The sequence below is a fragment of the Methanobrevibacter sp. UBA212 genome, from assembly GCF_905233225.1.
Classification (GTDB): Archaea; Methanobacteriota; Methanobacteria; order Methanobacteriales; family Methanobacteriaceae; genus Methanocatella.
On the sequence record NZ_CAJODJ010000001.1, the window covers coordinates 45,012 to 69,834 of the forward strand.

Here is a 24,823-nt window from a genome sequence, read left to right on the forward strand (position 1 = left end):
CAACCTAAAATTTTGAGGTATAAAAATGAAAGCAAAAGCAGTAAAAATGGCAGACGGTGTTTATTGGGTTGGTGTAATCCATTGGCACAGCAGGACTTTCCATGGATATGGAATTCCTGGAACCACCTATAACGCATATTTGGTGTTTGGTGAAGAAAAAACCGTATTGATTGATAATGTTTACAGAGGAATGTTTGAACAGTTCGATGCAAGAGTAAAGGACGCATTCGAACAGGAAGGCAAAGATTTCAAAATCGATGTGTTTGTTCAAAACCATTCTGAAATGGACCATTCCACTTTCTTAAGGCAAACCATTGCAGAGTACAATCCTGATGCTGAAATATATGCATCACAAAATTGTATAAACTTTTTGGAAGCCCAATATCACAATTTCGGTGATCTGGAAATCAACGCTGTTGCAACCGGCGATGAATTGGACATTGGCGGAAGAACCCTTAAGTTCATCTCAGCTCCAATGCTTCACTGGCCTGACAGCATGTTCACCCTGCTAGCAGAAGAGGGAATACTCTTCTCAAATGACGCATTCGGTCAGCATGTGGCTCATTCCAAAAGATTCGATGAGGATTATGACACAAACTATCTTTTAAGGGAAGCACAGAAATACTATGCTAACCTTGTGACTTTAGGCTCCCCAATGCTCAGGATGAAATTGGATGAATTGACCAGCACAGGTTTGATCAATGACATCAAGATGATTGCGCCATGTCACGGTCAAATCTGGAAAAACCCTGCTCCAATCGTTGAAAAATACTCCGAATGGGGATCAGGCGTATGCAAGGACAAAATCACTGTTATCTTCGATACAATGCATCATTCAACTGAGAAATTGGCTTATCAAATCGCTGAAGGTATCATGAGCGAAGGTGTTGAAGCTGTAATGTACTTCATGCAGGAAGACGGTCCGGATGATGTGATTACTGATATCCTGGACTCCAAGGCAATTGCCCTCGGTGCTCCTACAATGATGAACAAGCCTTTCCCAAGAATCGGTAACATGATGTACTGGTTGGATTGCGTGAACTTCAAGGGAACCGGCAGTGAGAAAAGCGCTTTGATCTTTTCATCAAAAGGTTGGGGTGGAGGAGCTGTTGCAAAACTCCAACGTGACCTTGAGGAAGCTGGATTTACAGTAACCGATACATTGGATGTATTGTTTGTACCTGATGAAGATGTTTTAGCGGAAGCATTCGAAAAAGGTGCAGAATTAGCCCGTTCAATTAAAGAATAGTCAATAGACTATTTCTTATTATTTTTTTAAAATTATGATTGTTGTTACTCGCAACTAAGGTGATAATATGTCAAGCATTGTAATTTACTTTTCTAGAAGCGGTGAAAACTACTTCGGAGGAGAACTCAAAAACATTGAAAAGGGAAACACTGAAGTCATTGCGGAATACATTCATGAACTTGACGGGGCAGATCTTTTCAAGGTCGAACCGGCAGTCAAATATCCTGCAGACTACATGGAATGCATTGATGTTGCCAAAAAGCAGCAGCAGGAAGATGCAAGGCCTGAAATCAGGGAAACTTTGGAAAGCATCGCAGAATATGATACTGTCTACATAGGTTTTCCCAACTGGTGGGGCACACTTCCCATGCCGATGTTTACCCAACTTGAAAAATTGGATTTTTCAGGCAAAACCGTAAAACCCTTTGTTACACATGAGGGATCAGGTTTTGGCTCATCACAGAAGGATTTGGCAAAATTGTGCGATGGTGCAGACATAAAAAATGGTTTGTCAATTCCAGGCGCCAATGTATATGATGTAAAGGAAACTGTTGAAGCTTGGATTAATGAATAACTTTATATATGATCTTTTCCAAAGTAATATTTAGGTATAACTAAATTACTTTGAGGTAAAATCATGAGTGATATGGCTGAAGCAAGAAGGCATATGCATGAAAGGCAAGAGCTGGAAAAGAAAAAGAGCAAATCCAAGACTCAAAAAGTAAAGAATTTCTTTTTCGGGTGCTGTAAGAACAAATGAATTCTGCTAAAACATTTAATTTTTTTTGTTAAATTTGTTCTTTTCTTAATTTTTATCAAAAGCAGGATTTTTTTTCTGTTTATTTATTCAATTGAAATTTTGATTAATTGGCATTTTTTTACTATTTGTTATATGCTTGTTTATAATAATTATGTTGTTATAAAATTCACAGTTTTATTAAAAAGTTTTTAATTAATCTGGGAATAACTGCATTCTAATTAATAATAATTTTAAAAATTCAATATTATTAAATAAAAATCACGAATTTTTGTATATTTAATTTTAATATTGTTTAAAAATCGGATAATAATAAATGAAAATATTTATAGAAATGTTTATATTAAAAAATACTTAAAAATAATAAATACGGAATAATACTGTTGTTATTCCTGAAAATTTAAATAATATAATATTATGTTTATTGAGTTGAACAAATCTAATATTAAAATACAAAATCGAATTTCTGTTAAATAAGTGTTTAACTGATATGATTGGTATTTTTTGGTCTAGTGTTTTAATTAATGAATATAATTGATTTCGGTTAGCTATACTTCGTTTGCTAAAGCATTATCATGATTAGATTATATTATTTGTATAAGTTTCAAACTGAAATAAATCTTAAATTATATTATTGAATGGAAAATTGATTTGGTTTAGATATTTGGTTTGGTCTCTCGGTTTGAGGGAAATAATGAAATATGTTAAACTGAATGTTTTATTGGTATTTTTAATACTGATAATTATGTCCGTTGGGATGGTTTCAGCTGCTGAAAATGTTTCAATGGATTCAGATGTAAATAATGACGAAAATTTAGCTATAACTCATGAAAGTACAGATGTTGAAATTATCGGTGATGGAGAAACCGCTTCATTCACAGATTTGCAGGCTGATTTGATAAACAATCAGCATGATGGTGTTGTGGACTTAGCTAGAAATTATAAATATGATTCTACTAAGGACAGTAGTAGTTTAAAGGATGGTATTAGTATTTCCGGTTTGACAATAAATGGAAATGGCTGTACCATTGATGGAAGTCATCTTGCACGTATGTTTGATGTGCAGGGTGGATCTGTAGTATTGAATAATATACGATTTGTAGATGGACAAACTTCTAACGAAGGTGATGGGGGTGCAGTCCTTTTAACCAGTGGAGATTTAACAGTAAATAACTGTCAATTTGAAAATAATCGTGCTGAAAAGTACGGTGGAGCAATAGCCACATCAGGTTCATTTTCATCTGGACGCATAACTGTCAATAATTGTGACTTTGACGGCAATAACGCTTTGTACCATGGCGGTGCAATTTATGCAAAGGACTTGACAGTGACAGGGTCTTCATTCGATTCAAACAGAGTTACTACAAACACACCAAAGGACTCTTCATCCAGCCTGGATTTCAAGGGGCTGGGAGGGGCGATATACTCTTCAAATGCAAACATTAAGGATTCGACATTCAACGATAATGTTGTAGTTAACAGTGGTTCCTACCAGATTAATGAAGGTGGAGGAGCAATTACCAACACCCATAAGTTGGATATTGATAATTGCAGTTTCACTCACAACAGCGGACTTAAAGGTGGAGCTATTTTGGCTGTTGCCGAAACAGCATCAGATTTATATCCTAGTAATCACGTCAACATTAAAAATTCAAGATTCCATGAAAATTTTGGATTTGACGGTGGAGCCATCTGCTGTAATTATAACATGACTGCAGATCACTGTATATTCGACGGCAATATTGCAACCGGATACGGTGGTGGAGCAATCAATACTGGATATAGAAGTAATGACAATTACTTTTTGAATTCAATTTTCTTCAATAATACGGCGGATAACTATGGTGGTGCACTTTCAATAAGTCACTCACACATCAAGAACTGTACCTTTCAGTATAATCATGCTAATCACGGAGGAGCAATCTTCTCTTTAAGCTTCGATATAGCTAAATCAGAATTTAAGGATAATGTAGGTTATCATGGTGGAAACAGCCTGGTAGTTGTTGATGGATTCAAAATAGATGATGAAACCTTCATTCCTGAAGGTGAATCTCTTGTATTTTCACAACAGGCGGTAAATGATTTCACGGTTGATATATTAAACGGTCAGGATTCAAGCCAGCACTTCATTGAATCCGGTAAATATGCCGGTTACAATCAATATTGTGTTGAACAGCACTTGTTCCTTCCTGCACATACTGAAGGAGTAATTACCTCTGACTTAAGTTATATCACAAATTCAATCGACAGAAGTCTTGTGTCCGATTATCTCAAGATAATGTTCTATCTGAAGGATGCTTATCCTGGCAGATATGACCAGTATGATACACAGTCTATCATTTGGATTTTCTCAGATTCAAGATATTGGGAATCAGACAATGCCTTTGTGAGGGAAATCCTCAGACTCAACGATGATCCGAGCTTCGCTATCAACAAGACATCATATATCCTTCCGAATGGGACAAAAATGGAATATGATATGCAGTTGTTCCTGACACCTACAGATAACCAGAATATGGTTCTGTTTAAAAGTAGTCAATTTACACCAAGATATAATGAAACTGTAACAAAGGATACAATAAATGAGACAGTCCTTGTTGGCCAGGATGTTCAGTTTAGAATAACAGTAACAAACACAGGAAATATGGAACTCACTGATGTCTTTGTTGAAGATATAGACTACAGTGAAGGTTTAGTCTACAATACTTGGAAAGCGGAAAAAGGTAATTGGGAATATAAAAATAATGGAAAATGGGTATTGACTCATGAATTGGGGCTTGGAGAAAATGCAAGCTTTATCATAATATTCGGTACCCGTGCTGTTGGTGAATTAAGAAATAATGTCACTTCAGGTTATTTGGATATTACTTTATCAAATTCAACTAATACAACAAGAACAAGACATATACCAAAAATGTCTGTGGAAAAAATTTCTAATGAAAAAGAAGTTTACCTGGGCCAGGAAATCAGTTTCACAATCGTCGTTAAAAATGAGGGCGAATGTGATATAACTGGAGTTTATATTGTTGATAATGAATACAGTGGTGGCATGGACTACGATTATTATGTCGATCCGACACACTCTTGGACATATAGAGGCAATCACAGATGGGAATACAATGATGTTTTAAAGGTAAATGAAAGCACAAAAGAGCTTATATTATATTTCATTACTACAGCTACCGGTAAAAAGAGCAATAAGGTTCGGGCAGGTAACAATATTACCAATATAACCGAAAACTGTACCAACACTACCAATGTTGTAAAAATGAAGCATCATCCTGAAAAAGGAGAAGAGGAACATCACAAAAAGCATCATGATATTGGGAAAAATCATACTGCTAAAACCCATCAGAAGCGCCATAGATATGATGAAAGGGCTACAGGAAATCCATTATTTGCATTAATATTGGTATTAATTAGTTTAGGAGCGGTGTCTCTTAGACGCAAAAATTAGTAGATGTTATGTTTTTCCACATAACATTTTTTCTTTTTTTTTTAAAAAATTTCATTTCAAAAGCAATTTTGCAATAATTATATATATTCTCTTTTTATAAAACTAATAATATTATCGACCGATTTTGGTATAAAAATGGGAGGAAATTGTTTTGAAATTTAAAAATGAGATAACTGTTATATGCTTAATATGCTTTATACTCATTAATATTGCTTCTGTATCTGCAGAAGACAACAATACAAATATCATTACGGAAACGAACAATGATTATGATGATAATTTAAGCTTAAATACTGAAAATGAAATTTTAAGTGACACAGGAAGTTTTGAAGATTTAAACGCTTTAGTCAACAGCGGATCTTCAACAGTCGAGTTAGACCGAAATTATATATATACTTCATCATTTAATGATGGTAAGGGTATAGTAATCAGTCAAAATAATACAATTATTGATGGTAAGGGACATACCATTGATGGAAATGGGCAATCCAGAATATTTAATGTGACCGGAACTGCAGTTACCTTGAGAAACATAGTATTCGCTAATGGTTTTGCCATTGGCAGTAGTGGAGGTGCCATATATGGATATGGAGATAATCTTAGAGTTATAAATTGTACTTTTATAAATAATACTGCATCAAATTGGGGTGGAGCTGTTTATTCCTATCCTGATTCCTACACAGTATTCTACAATTCAAGTTTTATCAACAATAAGGCGGATAATGGTGGTGCATTGGCTACTATCTATGGTTATAGGCATGATATACTGAATTGTATTTTTGATTCAAACACTGCTAACCGCTATGGTGGTGCATTGATAATATACGGTACTTTGGCTAATGAAAATAGACCCTGGAATAACCATGTTAATATCAAAGGCAGTCTATTTGTAAATAATGAGGCATCAAATGGTAGTGCAATATCCAACTATGTATCAGCATATATTAATATGACCAATTCTATTGTATTGGGTGAACCAACAAATGTTATTGATTCATGGGGTGCAATGTTTTTCGCTGATTATAATTGGTGGGGAAATACCTATGACAATAAATCCGTAAAGCCGGGAATTACCAATCAAGTAAGATTTACCAAATGGCTGTATATGGATGTTATTGTAGATAGTGGAGATACTGACCTTACTGTATCTATAAATAATTTATATGATGATGATAGTACTATTGCCAGTATACATTCTGCAACTAATTTACCTGCAATTAATGTTGACTTAAAAGGTACTAATATTACTCTTACATCTAATAATATAACATTGGATTCTACGGGTGTTGCTAAAGTTTCATATATTATAAATGATATTGCAACTATCACTGCCAGTTATAATGATGTCAATGTAACCAAAACAATCAATTTTGGAAGTTTTTCCGCATTGCAGGAACTCATAAGAAATGCAAGAAACAATACTATCATCACACTTGACCGTGATTATGTATATAGTGCAGGGGATACAATTACCAAGGGAATTGTAATTTCCTATAAAAACAATATCACAATCGATGGAAAAGGTCACACAGTTAATGCAGCAGGCAAATCAAGAGTATTTGTAGTAAACTCTTTTTCAAGAAGCATTGTAATAAAAAATCTCAAGATTGTTAATGGTAACTGTAATGGTGGTGGAGAAACGGACTTTGGAGCAGGAATGGTTTGGCAATCTCCAAACGGAAGATTGATGAACTGTTCATTTATCAATAACCATGCAAACGGTTTGACAGGTGGTGGAGCATTATACTGGAGTGGAAGCAACGGTTATGTGACTGACTGTTCCTTTATCAATAACACTCATGATTATTCTGTAGGTGGTGCCGTTTACTGGTATGAAAGCGGTGCACATATAATTAATTCAGTATTTGAAAATAATGCAGCAAACTCTGTTGAAGGATCAGGTGGTGCCATATACGTATTTCGTGCTGGAGCAAACATCATTGATTGTAATTTTACCGATAATCGTGCAAAATATGGTGGGGCAATTTATGATAATGGATATACTAGTGATGTTGTTTCCAGCATTGAAAACTGTATTTTCAAGGCCAATGTTGCCATAGCAACCGATTCAAAAATGGGCGGTGGAGCAATATGCGCTAATTATATATCCATTGCGAATTCAATATTCCTAGAAAACGAAGCAAAGGATGGTGCTGCTGTATTTTGTTTATATGGTGGAAATATCGATAAATCTGTATTCATTAATAACACGGCTCCATTGAACGGAGTTGTTTTTTGGTATACCAATGGAAAGATAAGTAATTCAATATTTTTAAACAATAATGGTGAAGCCATTTGTAATGTCTTCGGCGGATTAGATGCCAACGATAACTGGTATGGAACTGTTTGGAATAATCATGCAAACATGCCTGATGTTGACAATAGGGCTAACGTGACAAAATGGATATTCCTGAATGCAACTGATCCAATATATGATAAGGATTCGGGCAGTTTTGTTACTCAATTCAATTTCATGGAATATGACGATTCTATAAAAACAATCAGTAGTTATGATTCAAGCAAGTTACCTCATATCAGTCTGAAATTATCCTCCCAGAACTTAACAATAATCAAGAATGATGTGGAGCTTGGAGAAACAATTGAGGGAACAACCACTTATTTCATGGGAAATCTTGTTGCTGAATATGAAAATGTCAGATACATTCTTCCATTCAAGTATCAAAAAATGTCTTGGATTGAAGCAAACCAGTCAATTATAAAAAATATCGGAAAAACAAGTTATCTGTCCTATACAATACGCCCTTACCATGAGGACGTTACTCCTTTCCTCACTGAATATCTCACTTTCCAAAGCAGTGACTCATCCATTGTCAAAGTTGATAATCAGGGCAAAATAACTACAATGAAAGCAGGAACTGCAAATATCACAATAAAATATTCCGGATGTAATCTAAAAGGGGATTATGAATATCTTCCATCGAATATAACTATTACTGTCAATGTTATTCGCACCCAAACAAATATAGAATTGATCTATGAGGTGGATTCTTTAAATGTTAGCGATTCCGGCAGTTTCATAGCATCAGTTAGGCCAGGCTTGGCTAGTGGTGGAGTTACATATGCCTGTAATGATACTCAAGTCTTAAGAGTGGACTCTAATGGTTATTATAAGGCTCTTTCTAGTGGAGTGGCATTGGTCACTGTAACATATGCAGGCAATGCCAATTATGAACCTTCACAATTGAATTTCACAGTTAAAGTTAACAGAAAACCAACTAGCATTGATGATAATGATATTGATTGGATTGATCTCGATTTAAATAATGATCATCTGATTTATGTTTATTTGAATCCAAGTCAGGCAGGTCAATTAAAATGTGTTAGCAATAATACTGATATTGCTACAGCAGAATTTGAATATGGCATTTGTAGAGTTTCAGCCACAGGTCAGGGATTGGCAAAAGTCACAATTTACTTTGAAGGAAATAATGAATATGAGCCATCTAGCGTAGATGTGATTGTCAAGGTCAGTGCAGTTCAAACAAAAATCAACGTTAATGAAACTTTGAATTTGTATCGTATGGATACTGGAATATTGCCTTTTACCATAACTCCAAATTATTCATTCAATTTAGTATTTACAAGCAATGACACTAATGTCATTCGTTTTCTGGATAATTATGGTCAATATGAAACTGTGGGAAATGGTATAGCTAATGTAACCATTGATTTGATTGGCTATGGAAAATATCTATCATCAAGTGCAAGTATGATTGTAACTGTCGAATCCATTGAAACAAATATCTTGGTCAATTCCAGTTTTGACTTGCATGTGGGAGAGATTAAAAACATTGGCGCCAAGTTAAATCCGAAAGTCGGCAATTTGATTTATGAAAGTAATGACACTAGTGTCATTAATATCAATGATAAGGGATATATGAACGCAATGAAAGAGGGTGTTGCCAAGATAACCGTTTCATATCCAGGCGTTGAAAGATATCTGCCGTCTAATGCTACTGTGATTGTCACCGTCCAAAAGGGGTCAACCAGAATTGATGTTGCTGATGAAATTGAAGTATACAATAAAAATAGTAAATACATTGGTGTGCGTCTGATTTCCGAATGGCAAAATGCGCCGATAAGCGGAGCACTTGAGTACAGATGCAATGATACTGACATATTGACAATCGGTAATTATGGTCGTATGACAGGAAACAGACTAGGTTTGGTTGAAGTGACTATCAATTTCAATGAAACCGATAAATATTTGGCATCTTCCAAAACAGTATTGGTTAGGGTTGTGCTTGAACCAACTGAAATTAATGCGCCATCTGAAATAATACTGTTGGATGGTGAGACAGATAACATAAATGCAACTCTAAACCATATTAATGGAAAATTAAATTACTTTAGCGATAACACAAGCGTTGTAACTGTTGACAACAATGGAAACATTGTGGCCTGTGGAATTGGCAAGGCCAATATCACAATCACCTATAATGAAACTGAAAGATATGCATCAGCCATTAAGACCGTAGCCATTGAAGTGGTTGAATCAAAAGTTCAAACAAACATTTCAGCTAACGAGACAATTTATATTTATGTCGGCAATTCAACCAACATCGGAGCTACAATCTCTCCAATAAGTGCATTATTAAATGGAAACTTCATATATGTGGTTGAAAATCCGGAAATTCTTGAAATCGATGAAAATGGCAATATTAAAGGATTAAAAGTTGGAAACACTGCAATAACAATCTCCTATAATGAAAACAGCAGATTTTTGGCAAACAGTACAACAGTCCATGTAAATGTTTTAATAATTCCAAGTGAAATCGTCGCTCCGGATAATATTTCCTTAAATGTCACCGAAAGCGTTTCAATCGCTGCAAGATTAATTACTCCTGCTGGTGGCCAATTGATTTATGTCAGTAATGACGAAGAGATAGTCACTGTTGATGAGAATGGACTAATCGCAGCTCATAAAATTGGTAGTACCAATATAACTGTCAAATATGCTGGAAATGAGAATTACACTGCTTCTTCAAAAACCGTGGAGGTTAATGTTGTTGCAGTTTCAACAGTAATTGAAGTAAATGACAATGTTGAGATGAACCTGTCCGAAAGAGGTAAGATAAACCCTAAATTGATTCCATACGCAAAAGGCAAATTAAACTACACTAGTTCCAATATGAGTGTGGTTACAGTCAATGAATATGGTGTATTGGTAGCTATTGGTGTTGGCGAAGCAAATATCACAGTCAGTTTTGCCGGTGAAGGCAAATACCTTCCAAGTTCAACAATTGTTCATGTTAAGGTTACCGCAGTGGAAACTTCAATTGATATTAATGGCAATTTTGAAATCAACAGAACTGAACGCCTTTATGTTGGAGGGGTAGTAATCCCATATTCATCAGGTAAATTGACATATTCCAGTACAAATGAAACTGTTGTAAGCGTTAATGAGAGGGGACGCATTACAGCTAATGAATTTGGTGAAGCGGACATCATTGTCAGTTTTGCAGGTGAAGGCAAATACCTTCCAAGCACTGCTTATGTTCATATTAAAGTGGTTGGAGTGGAATCAACAATAACGGCAGATGAATACATTGAAGTCGATGCGGGCAGCCAAAACCAAATTTCAGCTTCATTAAGTCCAAACAATAGCGGCAGGCTAACATTCAATTCCAATGATTCATCCATTGTAAGCATTAATCAAAATGGAATATTCAATGCGCTTAAAATTGGCGTGGCCAATATCACAATCAGCTATGCCGGCGAAGGCAAGTATTTGCCTGTAATCAAAAATGTTATAATTAGAGTAAAAGGCCTCAAATCAGAAATTGATGTTGATGATAAAATTTCAGCTAATCCGTTCGACACTTTCAACATAAACGCTAGTTTAACTCCATCAAGTGGCAAATTGAACTATGCAAGCAATGATTCAAGCATTGTTTCCGTTGATGAATACGGTAAAGTCACAGTTCATAAGGCCGGTTTGGCTAAAATTTCCGTAAGTTTCAATGGTGATGACATATATCTGCCGGTTGAAGTCGACGTTGAAATTAATTCAACCAAATTGCAGCCAAAGATTGAATTTATAAGTGATGATTTAATCCAAATTAATGGAAGTCAAGCTATTATTCAGATAGGCTTCAATGGATACATTGATTTCGAATTAAATTACAAGGAACTAAGAAATAATTTAACTTTCAATTGTAATGACACTAATGTTATTTCAATGGATGATACATTCATACAGACTTTAAGCGGAGGAACTGCCGAAATAACAGTAAGCTATGCTGGAAACGAAAGATATGAGCAATTCAGCGAAAAGTTAACCGTCAAGGTCACAAAAAGAATCACTCAAATCAAAGTCAAAGATAACATTACGCTATCAGTTGAAGACATTCAAAAATTGGATGCACACATTGTTGACCAAAGTGGCATTGATTTAAACTTGAATTTAGTTTATTCAATTGATTGTCCGGATATAATAACTCTTAAGGATGGTAAGATAACAGCACTTAAGAAAGGAACCGCAAGAATCACCATCACTTTCAATGAAACTAAGGTATATTCAGGATCCTCTGCAACAGTGAACGTAACAGTCATTGCAAAGGCAACCAAAATCACAACTGATGTTGAAAATATATATTTGGAAGTGTTTGAGAACTCAACAATATATGCAACATTGAACTATCCTGATGACGGTCAAATAAAATTTAAAAGCAACGATGAGTCAATAGCAACAGTGGATAATAATGGTAAGGTATGTGCCGTTGGCCAAGGTGTTGCGACAATCACCGTCAGCTATGAAGGATGCGAGGATTATCTACCGTCCCAAGCAAACGTGGCTGTTAGGGTAAGTGCAATACCAACATCCATCAGTGTAGTTGGATTCACTCCAGTGATTAAAGGTAATACAATCGTTTTAAATGCTACCTTAAATCCTAATGTCGGTGATTTGGTGTACTCCTCAGGTGATTCGAGTATTGCATATGTCGACAGTCAGACAGGCAGAATCACAGGTATTAATACTGGCACCACATTTGTCAACGTTGAATTTAAGGGAAATAAGCAATACGCACGTTCAATCAAGCAGGTAACCGTTCAAGTGATTTTGGATGCAACTTCAATTTCAGTAAACGACCATGTGGAGATAGAAGTGGGACACAGGATAAACCTTAATGCGACCTTAATGCCTTCACAAGCAGGATACTTGATATATTCAAGCAACAATGAAAACATAGCTGCAGTTGACAGTAACGGCTTTCTTCAAGGAAGAAGCGAAGGGATGACAATAATAACCGTAAGGTTTGAAGGAAATCCCCAATATCTTGCATGCGAACAGAAAGTAACAGTATACGTAAATAAGGATGCAAGTTCTGTACAATTTGATGTGGGTGTTGAGGAAGATGGTAAGGACACAACATACTCCATCAATTTGTCAAAAGACGCACAAGGGACATTTACCGTATTCGTTGATGGAAAAGAATACCAGACCAAAACCCTTATAGAGGGCAAAGCGACAATAAATGTTGATGGCATGTCACCTGGCGACCATGAGATTACCTTGAAATACTCTGGTGATAACAAATATGCTGCAGTTACACAAAAAAAGACCGTTCACATTAAAGAAGTCAAATTCGATAAGAACAATGATGTGTCCGCAATCTATACTGCAACAGCCAAATATTCAGTTCAGTTGAAGATAGACACTCAGGTTGTTGCTGGCAAAACAGTCACATTCAAGGTGAAAGGCAAAACATATTATGCAAGAACGGACAGCAATGGTTTTGCATCAATAAGCGTTAAATTGCCTGCAGGCAAATATGCAGTTACCGCTGAGTATAAGGGAGTGAAAGTAACTAATAAAATCATATTCAACCATATTATTATTGCTAAAAATCTGAAGGTAAAAAAATCATCAAAATATAAAAAGATTAATATTAAATTGAATAAGGTGAATAATAAGGTCTTGAAAGGCAAAAAGGTAGTTTTAAAATTCAAAGGTAAAAAATACAAAGCAAAAACAAATAAAAAAGGAATTGCAATATTCAAACTTAAAAAGAATATTTATTCAAATCTTGAGGTAGGTAAAAAATACAAATACACAGTAATTTATGGAAAAGACAAGGTTACCAAGAAAATTAAAATTAAAAAATAGAGATTAAATCTCTATTTAATTATTTTATGAGAGGGATGAAATTGAATATTAAAAAGAGTTTAATAATAATGCTATCAGTTTTATGCATTTTTTTGTTGATTGCCTCAGTAAGTGCAACTGATAGTTCAAATTATGCGGTTAATGCTACTGCTGATGTTGCAGAAACTGCAAATGCAATCAATCATAATAGTTTGGGAACGGAAAACGATGGAGATATTTTAGGTGATGGTGAAAGTTCGGAGGTTGGAACCTTTGCTGATTTAAGAAATAATATTACTGGTGCTATAGGAGGGACTGTTCTTTTAGAAAATGATTATGAATATTCTATCACAGATGCAGGTACTGTGGGTATTAATATCCCTGGTAGTTTAACAATTGATGGTCAAGGCCATAAAATTGATGCAAAAGGAAAATCTAGTATTTTTTCTATATATTTAACTGGTAATTATGATATCACATTTAAGAATATTATTTTTTTAAATGGTAAGAGTAGTTATGGTGGTGCAATTTATTGGGCTCCTGATGGGGGAGATGGTAAAATTATTAATTGTACTTTTATAAATAATACTGCTACTGAATACGGTGGTGCGGCGGTATATGAATATGATGGAATTTCAGAAATTGTAAATTGTACTTTTATAAATAATTCTGCAACAGGAGGGAGTGTATTAAATTTAGCAACAACTAATGTATTTAATTCAATTTTTATTAATAATGTGGGCACTGATATTGAGCCTAATGATGATATAGATGTCATTACCGCAAATAATTGTTGGTTTGGAAATACTGTTGCAAATAAAGAATCACGACCTACTAATGTAGACAATAGAGTAACTGTTAATAATTGGTATTATTTGGATTTATATGTGGATAAAGAAAATGGTGATGCAACTGTTTCATTGAAGAATGAGGATGGTTCTAATTATGCATTACCTTCAATAAAACTTAATGTTGAAGGAATAAACATTACAGTTCCAAATACTGTAGAGTTAAATTTGGATAATAACGGACAATCAACTTTTAGCTTCCAACCAGCCGAAGAATACTCAATAACAGTAAGTTACAATGGAGTAGTCCTATCAAAGGTTATTAGGCCTAACACATTCACAGTATTAAAAGATCTCATAGAAAATTCCGCTGAGGGTGTCGTCTATTTAGATCAAGATTATGCATATAGTTCAACAAAAGACACAACTATCACAAATGGAATTGAAATTGCCAAAAGCATAACTATTGACGGTAATGGATATACTATTAATGCAAACGGATTAAGCAATATATTTTACATTAATAATGAATCTAACTCTATTACTTTAAGAAATATTAACTTTGTAAATGCCGTTGGTGATGAGGGTTCTGTAGTTTATGCAAGAGCAAATAATGTTGAGATAATTAATTGTACTTTTGTAGAAAATGTTGCTACAGGTTCTCTTGTTTACATTGATGCAACTGGAAATATTAGCAATTCTATTTTTATAAATAATACTGCTTCGATTAATGTTAAAGGAACTGGTAATGTTATTTCTGATAGTAATTGGTGGGGTAATACTTTTGAAAATTACAATACAAACATTAGTAAAACCGAAGGAACTTCTGTAAATAATTGGTTCTTATTAAATATGACTATTGATGATGATAACTCTGTTGTTACAGTATCATTAAATAGTTTATATGACGGCAATAATGTTTTTACTTCTAATTACGCATTGCCAAATATAATATGTAATATTGAAAGTAACAATATAACAACTAGTAAAAATAAGATTAGTTTTAACAGTATTGAGGATTCAACTTTCACATACGAGCTAATTTCTTACACAGGATTTATTAAAATTTATTGTTATGAGGTTATTTTATTAAAAGAGATGGAATTTGTTGATGATGGAAGTTTCAATGCTTTACAGCAAATAATTTCATTTGCTTCAGCAGGAGATGTTATTGAATTAACTAAAAATTATACTTATTCTGATAAAGATAAAATTACTAATGGAATTCTCATTAATAAGAAAATAACCATTAATGGTAATGGTAATACATTGGATGCAAAGGCTAAATCAAGAATTTTCAATATAGCAAAATCTAATGTTGGTGTTGAATTGAATAACATTAATTTTGTAAATGGTAAATCTGATTATGGAGGCGCTATTCAACTTCAATATCATTCTGATAATCATCTAATAACTAATTGTAACTTTACTAATAACACTGTTACTAAAGGTGGGGGTGCAATTTACTGTGTTTCTAAAGGAATAATTAGCAATTGTAGATTTATGGATAATACTGCTAGTTATGGTGGTGCAATTGATTATTATCATGATGAGGTAGACGTGTGTCAAGTTATAGATTGTATTTTTGTTAATAATACCGGAAGTGGTTACGGTGGTGGAGCAATATATGCACAAGACGGAACAATTGATGTTGATTCATCAATATTTATAAAAAATATTGGTGAAGATGCTTCTGTTATATCTACACAAACACCTGCCAGTGTTTCTGATTGTATATTTTTAGATAATCTTGGAAGGTATATCTTAATGGGGTATTCCACATTTACGGCAGATAGAAATTGGTTTGGAAATACAATAGAAAACTATGATGAATCACCGAATATCTATTTTGCAGTAACTATTAATAGTTGGAGATATCTGGATATTAATTTGACCTCATTTAAAGACACTGCAGTTATTAACATAAATAATGGATATGATGCAGATTCAAAAGAAATCACAGATTATTCTTATTATGGTGTTCCAGAGGTTACACTTAAAATTTCAAATAATGAAAATTTAACAATTCCTGCTGATGAAGTTATTCTTAAAAATGGTAAATTCAATCTCAGATATGAATTGACTTCTGATTCTGGATTATTAAATGTAACATATAATGATGATATAAATGTGTCAAAGGAAATTAAGAAAGGTAATTTTACAAAATTACAAGAATTAATTGATAGCTATCCAGAAAATTCCGTTGTTGAATTAGATAGGGATTACACATACACTATAGGTTATGAATATTTGAAAGAGGGTATAGTAATCGATAAAAACATTACAATCGATGGTAAAGGCCACAAAATTGATGCAGGAAATCAAGCAAGAATATTTAATGTACAGGCCACTGGAGTCACATTTAAAAACATTACCTTTGTCAATGGCCAATCATTTAAGGGTAGTGCAATTAATCTGGAAATTGACAATACTGAACCAATTGAGTTCAATGTAATTAATTGTACCTTTACGAATAACATTGGAACATTAACTTATTATGATGCTTCAGGAGCAATAAGAATAGTTGCAAATAGTGGTAACTATAACATTAAGGATTCAACATTTATAAACAATGCGGCACCTTCCGCTGCTGCTTATGGTGGGGCGATTTATATTGATGTTGAAAATGCAATTTTCAATATAGATAATTGTACTTTTATTAATAATACTGCCCGTGAAGGAGGTGCCATTGGAATTAGTACCAGAAATTCAGCAAGTTCCATAAATTATACCACTTTTATCAATAATTCAAAAGATGGTTTCAGTACAATATACTTCAAGGATTCAGATGGTGGCAGTTTATTAGTAAATAACTCTGTATTGCTGAATAACAGAGGTTCTTATGTTATAAATAATGAAGAGGGCAATACAGTTGCAGATTACAACTGGTGGGGTAATATTGCTGGAAATTATCAAAATTTTTATAAAAACAATTTAAATACTCTTAAAAATGGAAAACCAAAGAATTGGGTATTTATAAACTCCACGCTCGAATCAGCAACAATGTATATTGGAAATTCCTCAACTGCAAAATTGTTTTTCCAATTATATGATACTGATACTGGTGAAATCACTGACTTTGATTATAATAGATTGCCTAAATTAAACATTACATTAACTTCAGAATTTGGCGAACTTGATAAAAAAAGCGTATTTATTAATGAAGAATTTAATTTTACTGCGAATGAAATAGGCAGTGCCAATATAAATACAAATATCCTAGGCTTTGAATATATTATTGACATTACTGTTAAACAAGAATCATTCATTACTCTTTTAAATGATACTATATTCTTGTATTTTGGTGATAATCCATATTTAAGTCAATTTGCAACATTAAATCATGAAGGCAAGTTAATATTTGAAAGTTCTAATCCTGATGCAGTTGAGATTGCTATTAATACATTTAATAATAAGTTTCAATTTGTGAAAAAATATGCTGAAGGTGAAGCAATCATTGCTGTTTCTTATGCGGGCGATGCATACCATGATGCTGCTGAGACTAAATATTTCACTGTAAAAATTATAAAAATACCTGTGATTATTAATATAACTAATTTGGATGGAAATAATATTTCAGTTAATGTTGATGATATCTTTAATTTAACTGTTGAACTAAATGTTGATTTGCAGGGGGTTACTTATCATTCAGGATATACAACTCCTTCATTGTCTCATTTAAAGTTTGTAGATTTAAATAATACTAATGAATATGATTATAATAAGGTTATTGATATTGATAAAAATAAGGTGCATTCTTCAAGAAACATAACCATCACTGCAAAAACAGGCGGAACTGTTTATTTGACTTTATATTATGATGATTCAAATTCATTCAATTGTCAAAATCTAACAGTAAATATCACTGTAAATAGAATTAAAACTAAAGTAACTATTGACGAGCCTAACACAGACACTCTTCCACTTAAAGTAGAACAAACATATACTGTATCTGCATCAGTAAATGTAACTGGTGGAAATGTAGAATATTACAGCAGCAATCCAAGTATTGTCTCCGTAAACAAGGATGCCGGTGTACTTAATCCTCAAGGAAACGGCACGGTTATTATCACCGCCAAGTATGGTGGCAATGCTACACATGAAAACTCTTCTGCAACATTAACTGTTATAGTAACCAAATATGAGACTACAACCACTATTACAAGTGATAAGGAACTTGAACTTAAAGTGGGTAATAACTCAGATGTCATTGCCATTTTAACATCAACTGATGTCTCATTTGCTGGAAATATTAATTATATAAGCAGTAATGAGAGTGTTGCAATCGTTGATTCAAATGGTAAAATAACTGCGGTTGGTGAGGGAACTGCTATAATTACTGCAAAATACGATGGAAATTACAAATATGCTAACTCAAGCGATAGTGTAAGTGTAGTGGTAAGTAAAGTAGAATCATCAATAACTTTAAGCACTGTAAATCCTTTGGAAATCAATGTGTTTGATGAAGCTCAAATTGTGGCTAATTTAGATCATGAAGGCAGTTTATTATACGTGAGCAGCAATCCTAATGTGGTTACTGTTAATCAGACAACTGGAAAAATAACTGCAAAAGCTGGAGGTAGGGCAAACATTACTATTTCATATGGCGGAAATGATATGTATGCAAAGGCCGAAGATGTTAATCTGACTGTAATCGTTAGCAAGCTCCCGTCACATATAACAGTTGAAAATGCAATTTCAGTGGATGTGGATGCAAATAACAATATTAGTGCAACAGTGGATAACGGTCGATCACTACATTATGTAAGCGCAAATCCAAGCATTGTCACAGTCAATGAATACACAGGAGTAATTACAGGTGTAATTGGTGGCACTGCAAATGTTACTGTTATATTTGATGAGGATGGTCAATACCTATCAGATAGTGTAAATGTTACAGTAACCGTAAATAAATTGAAATCCACTTTCACAATTGAAAACCCTGCAATAACTGTTGACGTTTATGGAAATGCTTTAATTCAGGTCAGTTCTAATAATGATGGGGAAATGAAATTTGCAAGCTGTGATGCTTCAATTGTCACTGTCGACGGAAATATTGTAACTGCATTGAAATGCGGAAAAGTAAACGTTACTTTAAGTGTGCCTGAAACCGACAGATGTCTGGCTAATGAAACAAATGTGACCGTAACCGTAAATAAATTACAATCAACAATAAATGTGGCAAATGAGATTTCCGTTTACGTTGATGAATCCAAAACAATTGGGGCAAACGTAAATGAGAACCGTCAATTACGTTATGTAAGCGCCGATTCAGGCATTGTTGTGGTAAATGCCAATGGCGTGATTACCGGTGTCATTGGAGGTTGTGCAAATGTCACAGTAATATTTGATGAGGATGACCAATATCTCGGAAGTGAGGTTAATGTTACAGTGACAGTCAATAAGCTCGAAGCAATAATCGATGTTGAGCCAATTTCAGTTGATGTTTATCAAAACAAATCATTAAATGCCAAAATCATAAGTGATGGGGACATATCCTATGTCAGTACAAATCCAGGCATTGCTTCAGTCAATGAAACAGGTTATGTGACAGGTGTAATTGGAGGAAAAGCAAATATCACAATTGCAGTCGGTGAAACTAATAGGTATCTGGCAAAATCTGTCAATGTAACTGTGACAGTCAATAAATTGCCGTCCATTTTCACAAACGGTCCGATGAGCTTAAGCGTCGATGAAAATGCAACAATCAACTCAACACTGGACCATAATGGTTCAGTCCACTATGAATTTGATTCAACCAAGCTCAATGTGACTGAAGATGGTCTGGTAATAGCCTTAGCGGGAGGAGTACATACCATTAATGTAATATTTGATGGAAATGAAATATACCTGGAAAACTCATCTACCGTGACAGTAACAGTAAGCAGACTTCCAGCGGACTATGAAAACGAACCGATTAACCTGACAGTATTTGAAACATCAAACATCGAATTTCTCATAATCGGTTATGACCATACAAACTCTGAGTACTCATCAAGCAATGAAACAGTTTTCACTGTCGACAACAATGGTTTAATAACTGCTCTTGCAGGAGGATCTGCCTTATTGAATATCAAATTCCCTGAAACTGACAGATACCTTGGAAACAGCATCAACATAACTGTAAATGTTAAAAAACTGCCTTCAATTTTCACAGGCGACAATCAAATATCCGTTAAAGTTGATGAAACAAAAAGTCTGCCAGTAAGTGTTGGCCATAACCGTCAGCTTATATATGAAAGTAGCAATCCAAATATTGTGACTGTTGATAATGGAGGATTGATTAGAGGAATCATTGGCGGAACTGCATTCATAACCGTCAGGTATGAGGAAGATGGCCAATACTTGGCAAACAGTACAAAAATAAGCGTGACCGTTAATAAGTTGCCATCCAATATTGTTGTTGAAACACAAACTATTACAATGTATATTGATGATAATGCAACAGTTATTGCAACAACTGACAATGATGGAGGATTGTTCTTCACAACCAACTCCTCAATAATTTCACTTGCAGGGGACGGTAAAGTAACAGGTCTCAGTGAAGGAACTGCAAATGTGATTATAGCGGTATTCGAAACTGATACTCATCTTTCAAACAGGACAACACTGAAAGTGACAGTTAAAAAGATTCCAACTGCCATTAATGTTGAGGAATTGCAACTGGCAATTGATGTTAATGACAATCAATTGATAAATGCAAGATTGAATCATACAGGGGCCAGTGGACTAACTTACACTAGCAGCAATCCTGAAGTGGTTGCCGTAGATGGTGACGGCAGAATAACTGCATTAATCGGGGGACAGGCAAATATTACAATCTCTTATGCTGGCGATGACAAATTTGTTGCAGCAGAAGATGTAATTGTTAATGTAATCTCAAATAAGCTTCCAACAGTAATTGAAGTAAATGATACATTTTCACTCAAGGTGGATGATACAGTTCCAATTGGAGCTTCAATAAATCATAATGGCTCACAATTAAAATATACAATCAGCAATTCCAGTGTAATCACAATTGATGAAGCAACTGGCGAGATTACTGCAATTGGTGCTGGTTTAGTCAATATCACAATTTCCTGCGAGGAAACAGATAAATATCTTAAAGCTGAAGATGTCACTGTTAGTGTTGAAGTCACTAAATTCGAAACAATAATTAATGTGGATAACGAAAATCCTGTTGAAATAAGCGTATTTGATGAATCAGTAATTATTGCAAGCTTAAATTATCCTCAAGCGGGTGAATTAACTTATGCAAGTAGTGATGAAAATGTTGTCACTGTTGATGATGAAGGTATAATAACCGCAATCGGCGGAGGAAACGCAAATATCACCATATCTTATGATGGAAATGGCAAATATGCCGCTGCTGAAAAAATCACAATTAATGTGGTGGTCAATAAATTATCCTCTCAAATATTTGTTGACGATGCGATTTCAATTGATGTGTATAGTTTCAAATCTCTAAATGCCTATATGGAAACAGGTCGTCCATTAAGATATATAAGTAATAACGAGTCAATTGCAATTGTTGATGAATATGGTGTTGTAAAAGGCATAGTTGGTGGTAAAACTATCATTACTGTAATTTTTGAAGGAGATAGCGAATATGAAGGATGTGAAGTGAATGTCACAGTGACAGTCAATAAGCTATCCTCAAAAATCGATGTTGAAAGTCAACAGTTGGTTGTAGAGGTGGGAAGCAATGTTGAAATCATAGCGACAACAAATAGTGATGCTGATTTGAGATATTTGAGCCTTAATTCTACAATTGCAAGTGTGAATGGAATAGTTGTCACTGGTGTTGTTGGTGGGACTGTTAATGTAACAGTAAGTGTTCCTGAATGTGATAAGTACTTGGCAGATGAAGTTAATGTTACAATAACCGTCATTAAGCATCAATCAGTTATAAATATTGAAAGTGCAACTTTAACAGTGGATGTTGATGGAACAGTTAATATCATTGCGACAACAAATAGTGATGCTAATTTGACATATGTGAGCCTCAATTCTTCCGTTGCTAGTGTTGATGGTAATGTTGTCACTGGTGTCATTGGAGGAACTGTAAACATAACAGTAAGTGTTCCTGAAAGCGACAGATACCTTGCCAGTGAAGCGAACGTTACAGTTGTTGTCAATAAGCTTCAGTCAGTTATCAATATTGAAAGTTATAGTCTTGTTGTTGATGTCGATGGAAGCGTTAATATTATTGCATCAACAAACAGCGATGGAAATCTGGATTATGAAAGTCTTGATACTTCAATTGCCACTGTTGACGCTAATGTTGTCAGAGGTGTGATTGGAGGTACAGTCAAGGTTAGGGTAAGTGTTGATGAGACTGAAAGGTACCTTGCAAATGAGGCAAATGTCACAGTTGTTGTCAATAAGCTTCAGTCTGTAATCAATATTGAAAGTTATAGTCTTGTTGTTGATGTCGACGGCAGCGTGTTAATTAACGCTTCATCCGATAGCGATGCCGGTTTGACTTATGCAAGTCTTGATTCTTCAATTGCCGCTGTTGAGGGCAATGCCGTCACAGGTATTTCAAGCGGAATTGTCAATGTCACTGTCAGCGTTGGCGAGACTGGAAGATACCTGGCGAAAGATGTGAATGTCACAGTCACAGTCAATAAGGCAAAATCTGTTATTTCCGCAAACAACATAACAGTTTATGTTGATGGGACCAAATCAATTGATGCGACACTTAACGTTGCCGGCAGTTTACGCTACATCAACAGAAATCCGGAAATAGTCAGCATTGATGAATCAGGAATGGTTAAAGGAATTATCGGCGGAACTGCAAATATTACAATCATCTTTGACGAAACCAATAAGTACCTTGGAAGCGAAATCAATGTAACCGTAACCGTCAATAAGCTTCAGCCGGTCATTGATCTTGAAAGCGATTCATTGGCTGTTGAAGTCGAGGGCAATGTTTTAATCAACGCTTCAACAAACAGCGATGCAGGATTGATCTATGAAAGTCTTGATGAATCAGTAGCTACAGTCAATCTCAACAATGTCACTGCACTCATTGGAGGTAAAGTCATCGTCAGAGTAAGTGTTCCTGAAAGCGACAGGTACCTTGCAAAGAGTGTCAACGTTACTGTAGCTGTCAAAAAGCATGATTCAATCATCATTATTGAAAATGATGAAATTTCTGTTGAAGTGGATGGAAAACAACAAATTGTCGCTTCAACCAACAGTGACAGTCCAATCATATTCTTTACCATGTCCCCAATTGTCTCAATTGGAGGAACCGGTGTGGTAACAGGTATTTCAAACGGCACTGCAGAAGTCTTATTGAATGTTGCCGAAAGCGATAAGTATTCATCTAACACTTCAGTTGTTGTCGTTAAGGTTAATAAGATTCCAACAGCAATCATGGTTAATGAAAGCATTTCAGTAACTGTTGACGATGAAATCAACCTCAATGCCACATTGGATCATGAAGGTCAATTGAGTTTCACAAGTCTTAATGAAAGCATTGCAAGCGTTGATGCAAAAGGAAACATCAAAGCCGTTAAGGTTGGCAAAACACAAATAATCGTCAGCTTTGAAGAGAATGATAAGTATCTCGGAAATTCAATCACTGTTGACGTCACCGTTAATAAGATTGACATTCCGATAAACGATACAATCAGCATGGACCTTCAGGATGCAAGCAGAACACCGACATTCTCAATTGACTTGCCTAATGCTACAGGTAACTTCTCAGTTATTGTTGACGGAAAGGAAATCGGACCTGTTAGTTTAAAAGATGGTAAGGCAAACATTACAGTGCCTGAATTGGCATACGGCAGTCATAATGTCACTGTAGTATATAGCGGTGATGATAAATATGATTCAATCGCTCAAAACACCACTGTAAACATAACCAAACCTGTTTTAAGTGAAAATAAGGATATTGCAATGCTTTACACAGCCAATGATGTATACAAAGTTCATGTAACTGTTGACGGCAAAGCGATTGTCGGCCAAAATGTTACATTCAAGTTCAATGGCAAGACATATGATGTCAAAACAGACAAGAACGGATATGCTGCATTCAAATTGCCGACTGCAAAGCCTAAAAAAGCAAAATACGCTATCACTGCCACATTCCACAACGTTACTGTCAAAAATAATGTAAAAGTAAACAGCATCATAAAGGCCAAAAACCTTAAGATCAAGAAATCCAGAAAAGTCGTTAAAATCAAGGTTTCCCTGAAAAAAGTCAACGGCAAATACCTCAAGGGCAAACAGCTGAAACTCAAAATCAAGGGCAAAACTTTAAAGGCTAAAACCAACAAGAAAGGTGTTGCAACCTTTAAGCTCAAAAAGAACGTTCTCAAAAAACTTAAGGTTGGCAAAAAATACAAATATAGGGTTAGCTACGGCAAAGATGTAGTTACCAAAAAACTCAAAGTAAAAAGATAGGGATTCATTTCTCTATTTTTCCATTTTTTTTATCCGCTATTTT

General features: G+C 34.7%; 6 protein-coding genes. All 6 read left to right on the plus strand.

What is annotated here, in order from left to right:
- The first annotated feature begins 25 nt into the window (after positions 1-25).
- Positions 26-1,249 (plus strand): FprA family A-type flavoprotein, encoded by a 1,224-nt coding sequence (locus QZ138_RS00155; RefSeq protein WP_292884705.1) that lies wholly within the window; start codon positions 26-28, stop codon positions 1,247-1,249.
- A 67-nt stretch (positions 1,250-1,316) separates the two neighbouring features.
- On the plus strand, positions 1,317-1,823 hold the full coding sequence (locus QZ138_RS00160) for a flavodoxin (RefSeq protein ID WP_292884707.1): 507 nt from the start codon (positions 1,317-1,319) through the stop codon (positions 1,821-1,823).
- A 63-nt stretch (positions 1,824-1,886) separates the two neighbouring features.
- Complete coding sequence (locus QZ138_RS00165; protein ID WP_292884710.1) at positions 1,887-2,009, plus strand: hypothetical protein; 123 nt, start codon at positions 1,887-1,889, stop codon at positions 2,007-2,009.
- 691 nt (positions 2,010-2,700) lie between these two features.
- Positions 2,701-5,463 carry a hypothetical protein gene (locus tag QZ138_RS00170; RefSeq protein WP_292884712.1) on the plus strand — a complete coding sequence of 921 codons (2,763 nt, stop codon included), beginning with the start codon at positions 2,701-2,703 and terminating at the stop codon, positions 5,461-5,463.
- A 151-nt stretch (positions 5,464-5,614) separates the two neighbouring features.
- Positions 5,615-13,594: an Ig-like domain-containing protein gene (locus QZ138_RS00175; RefSeq protein ID WP_292884715.1), complete on the plus strand. Its 7,980-nt coding sequence runs from the start codon at positions 5,615-5,617 to the stop codon at positions 13,592-13,594.
- A 95-nt stretch (positions 13,595-13,689) separates the two neighbouring features.
- On the plus strand, positions 13,690-24,780 hold the full coding sequence (locus QZ138_RS00180) for an Ig-like domain-containing protein (protein ID WP_292884718.1): 11,091 nt from the start codon (positions 13,690-13,692) through the stop codon (positions 24,778-24,780).
- The last annotated feature ends 43 nt before the right edge of the window (positions 24,781-24,823 follow it).

Coding starts and splice junctions, on each gene's coding strand:
- QZ138_RS00155 (WP_292884705.1), top strand. CDS start 26: ATGAAAGCAAAAGCAGTAAAAATGGCAGACGGTGTTTATTGGGTTGGT.
- QZ138_RS00160 (WP_292884707.1), top strand. CDS start 1,317: ATGTCAAGCATTGTAATTTACTTTTCTAGAAGCGGTGAAAACTACTTC.
- QZ138_RS00165 (WP_292884710.1), top strand. CDS start 1,887: ATGAGTGATATGGCTGAAGCAAGAAGGCATATGCATGAAAGGCAAGAG.
- QZ138_RS00170 (WP_292884712.1), top strand. CDS start 2,701: ATGAAATATGTTAAACTGAATGTTTTATTGGTATTTTTAATACTGATA.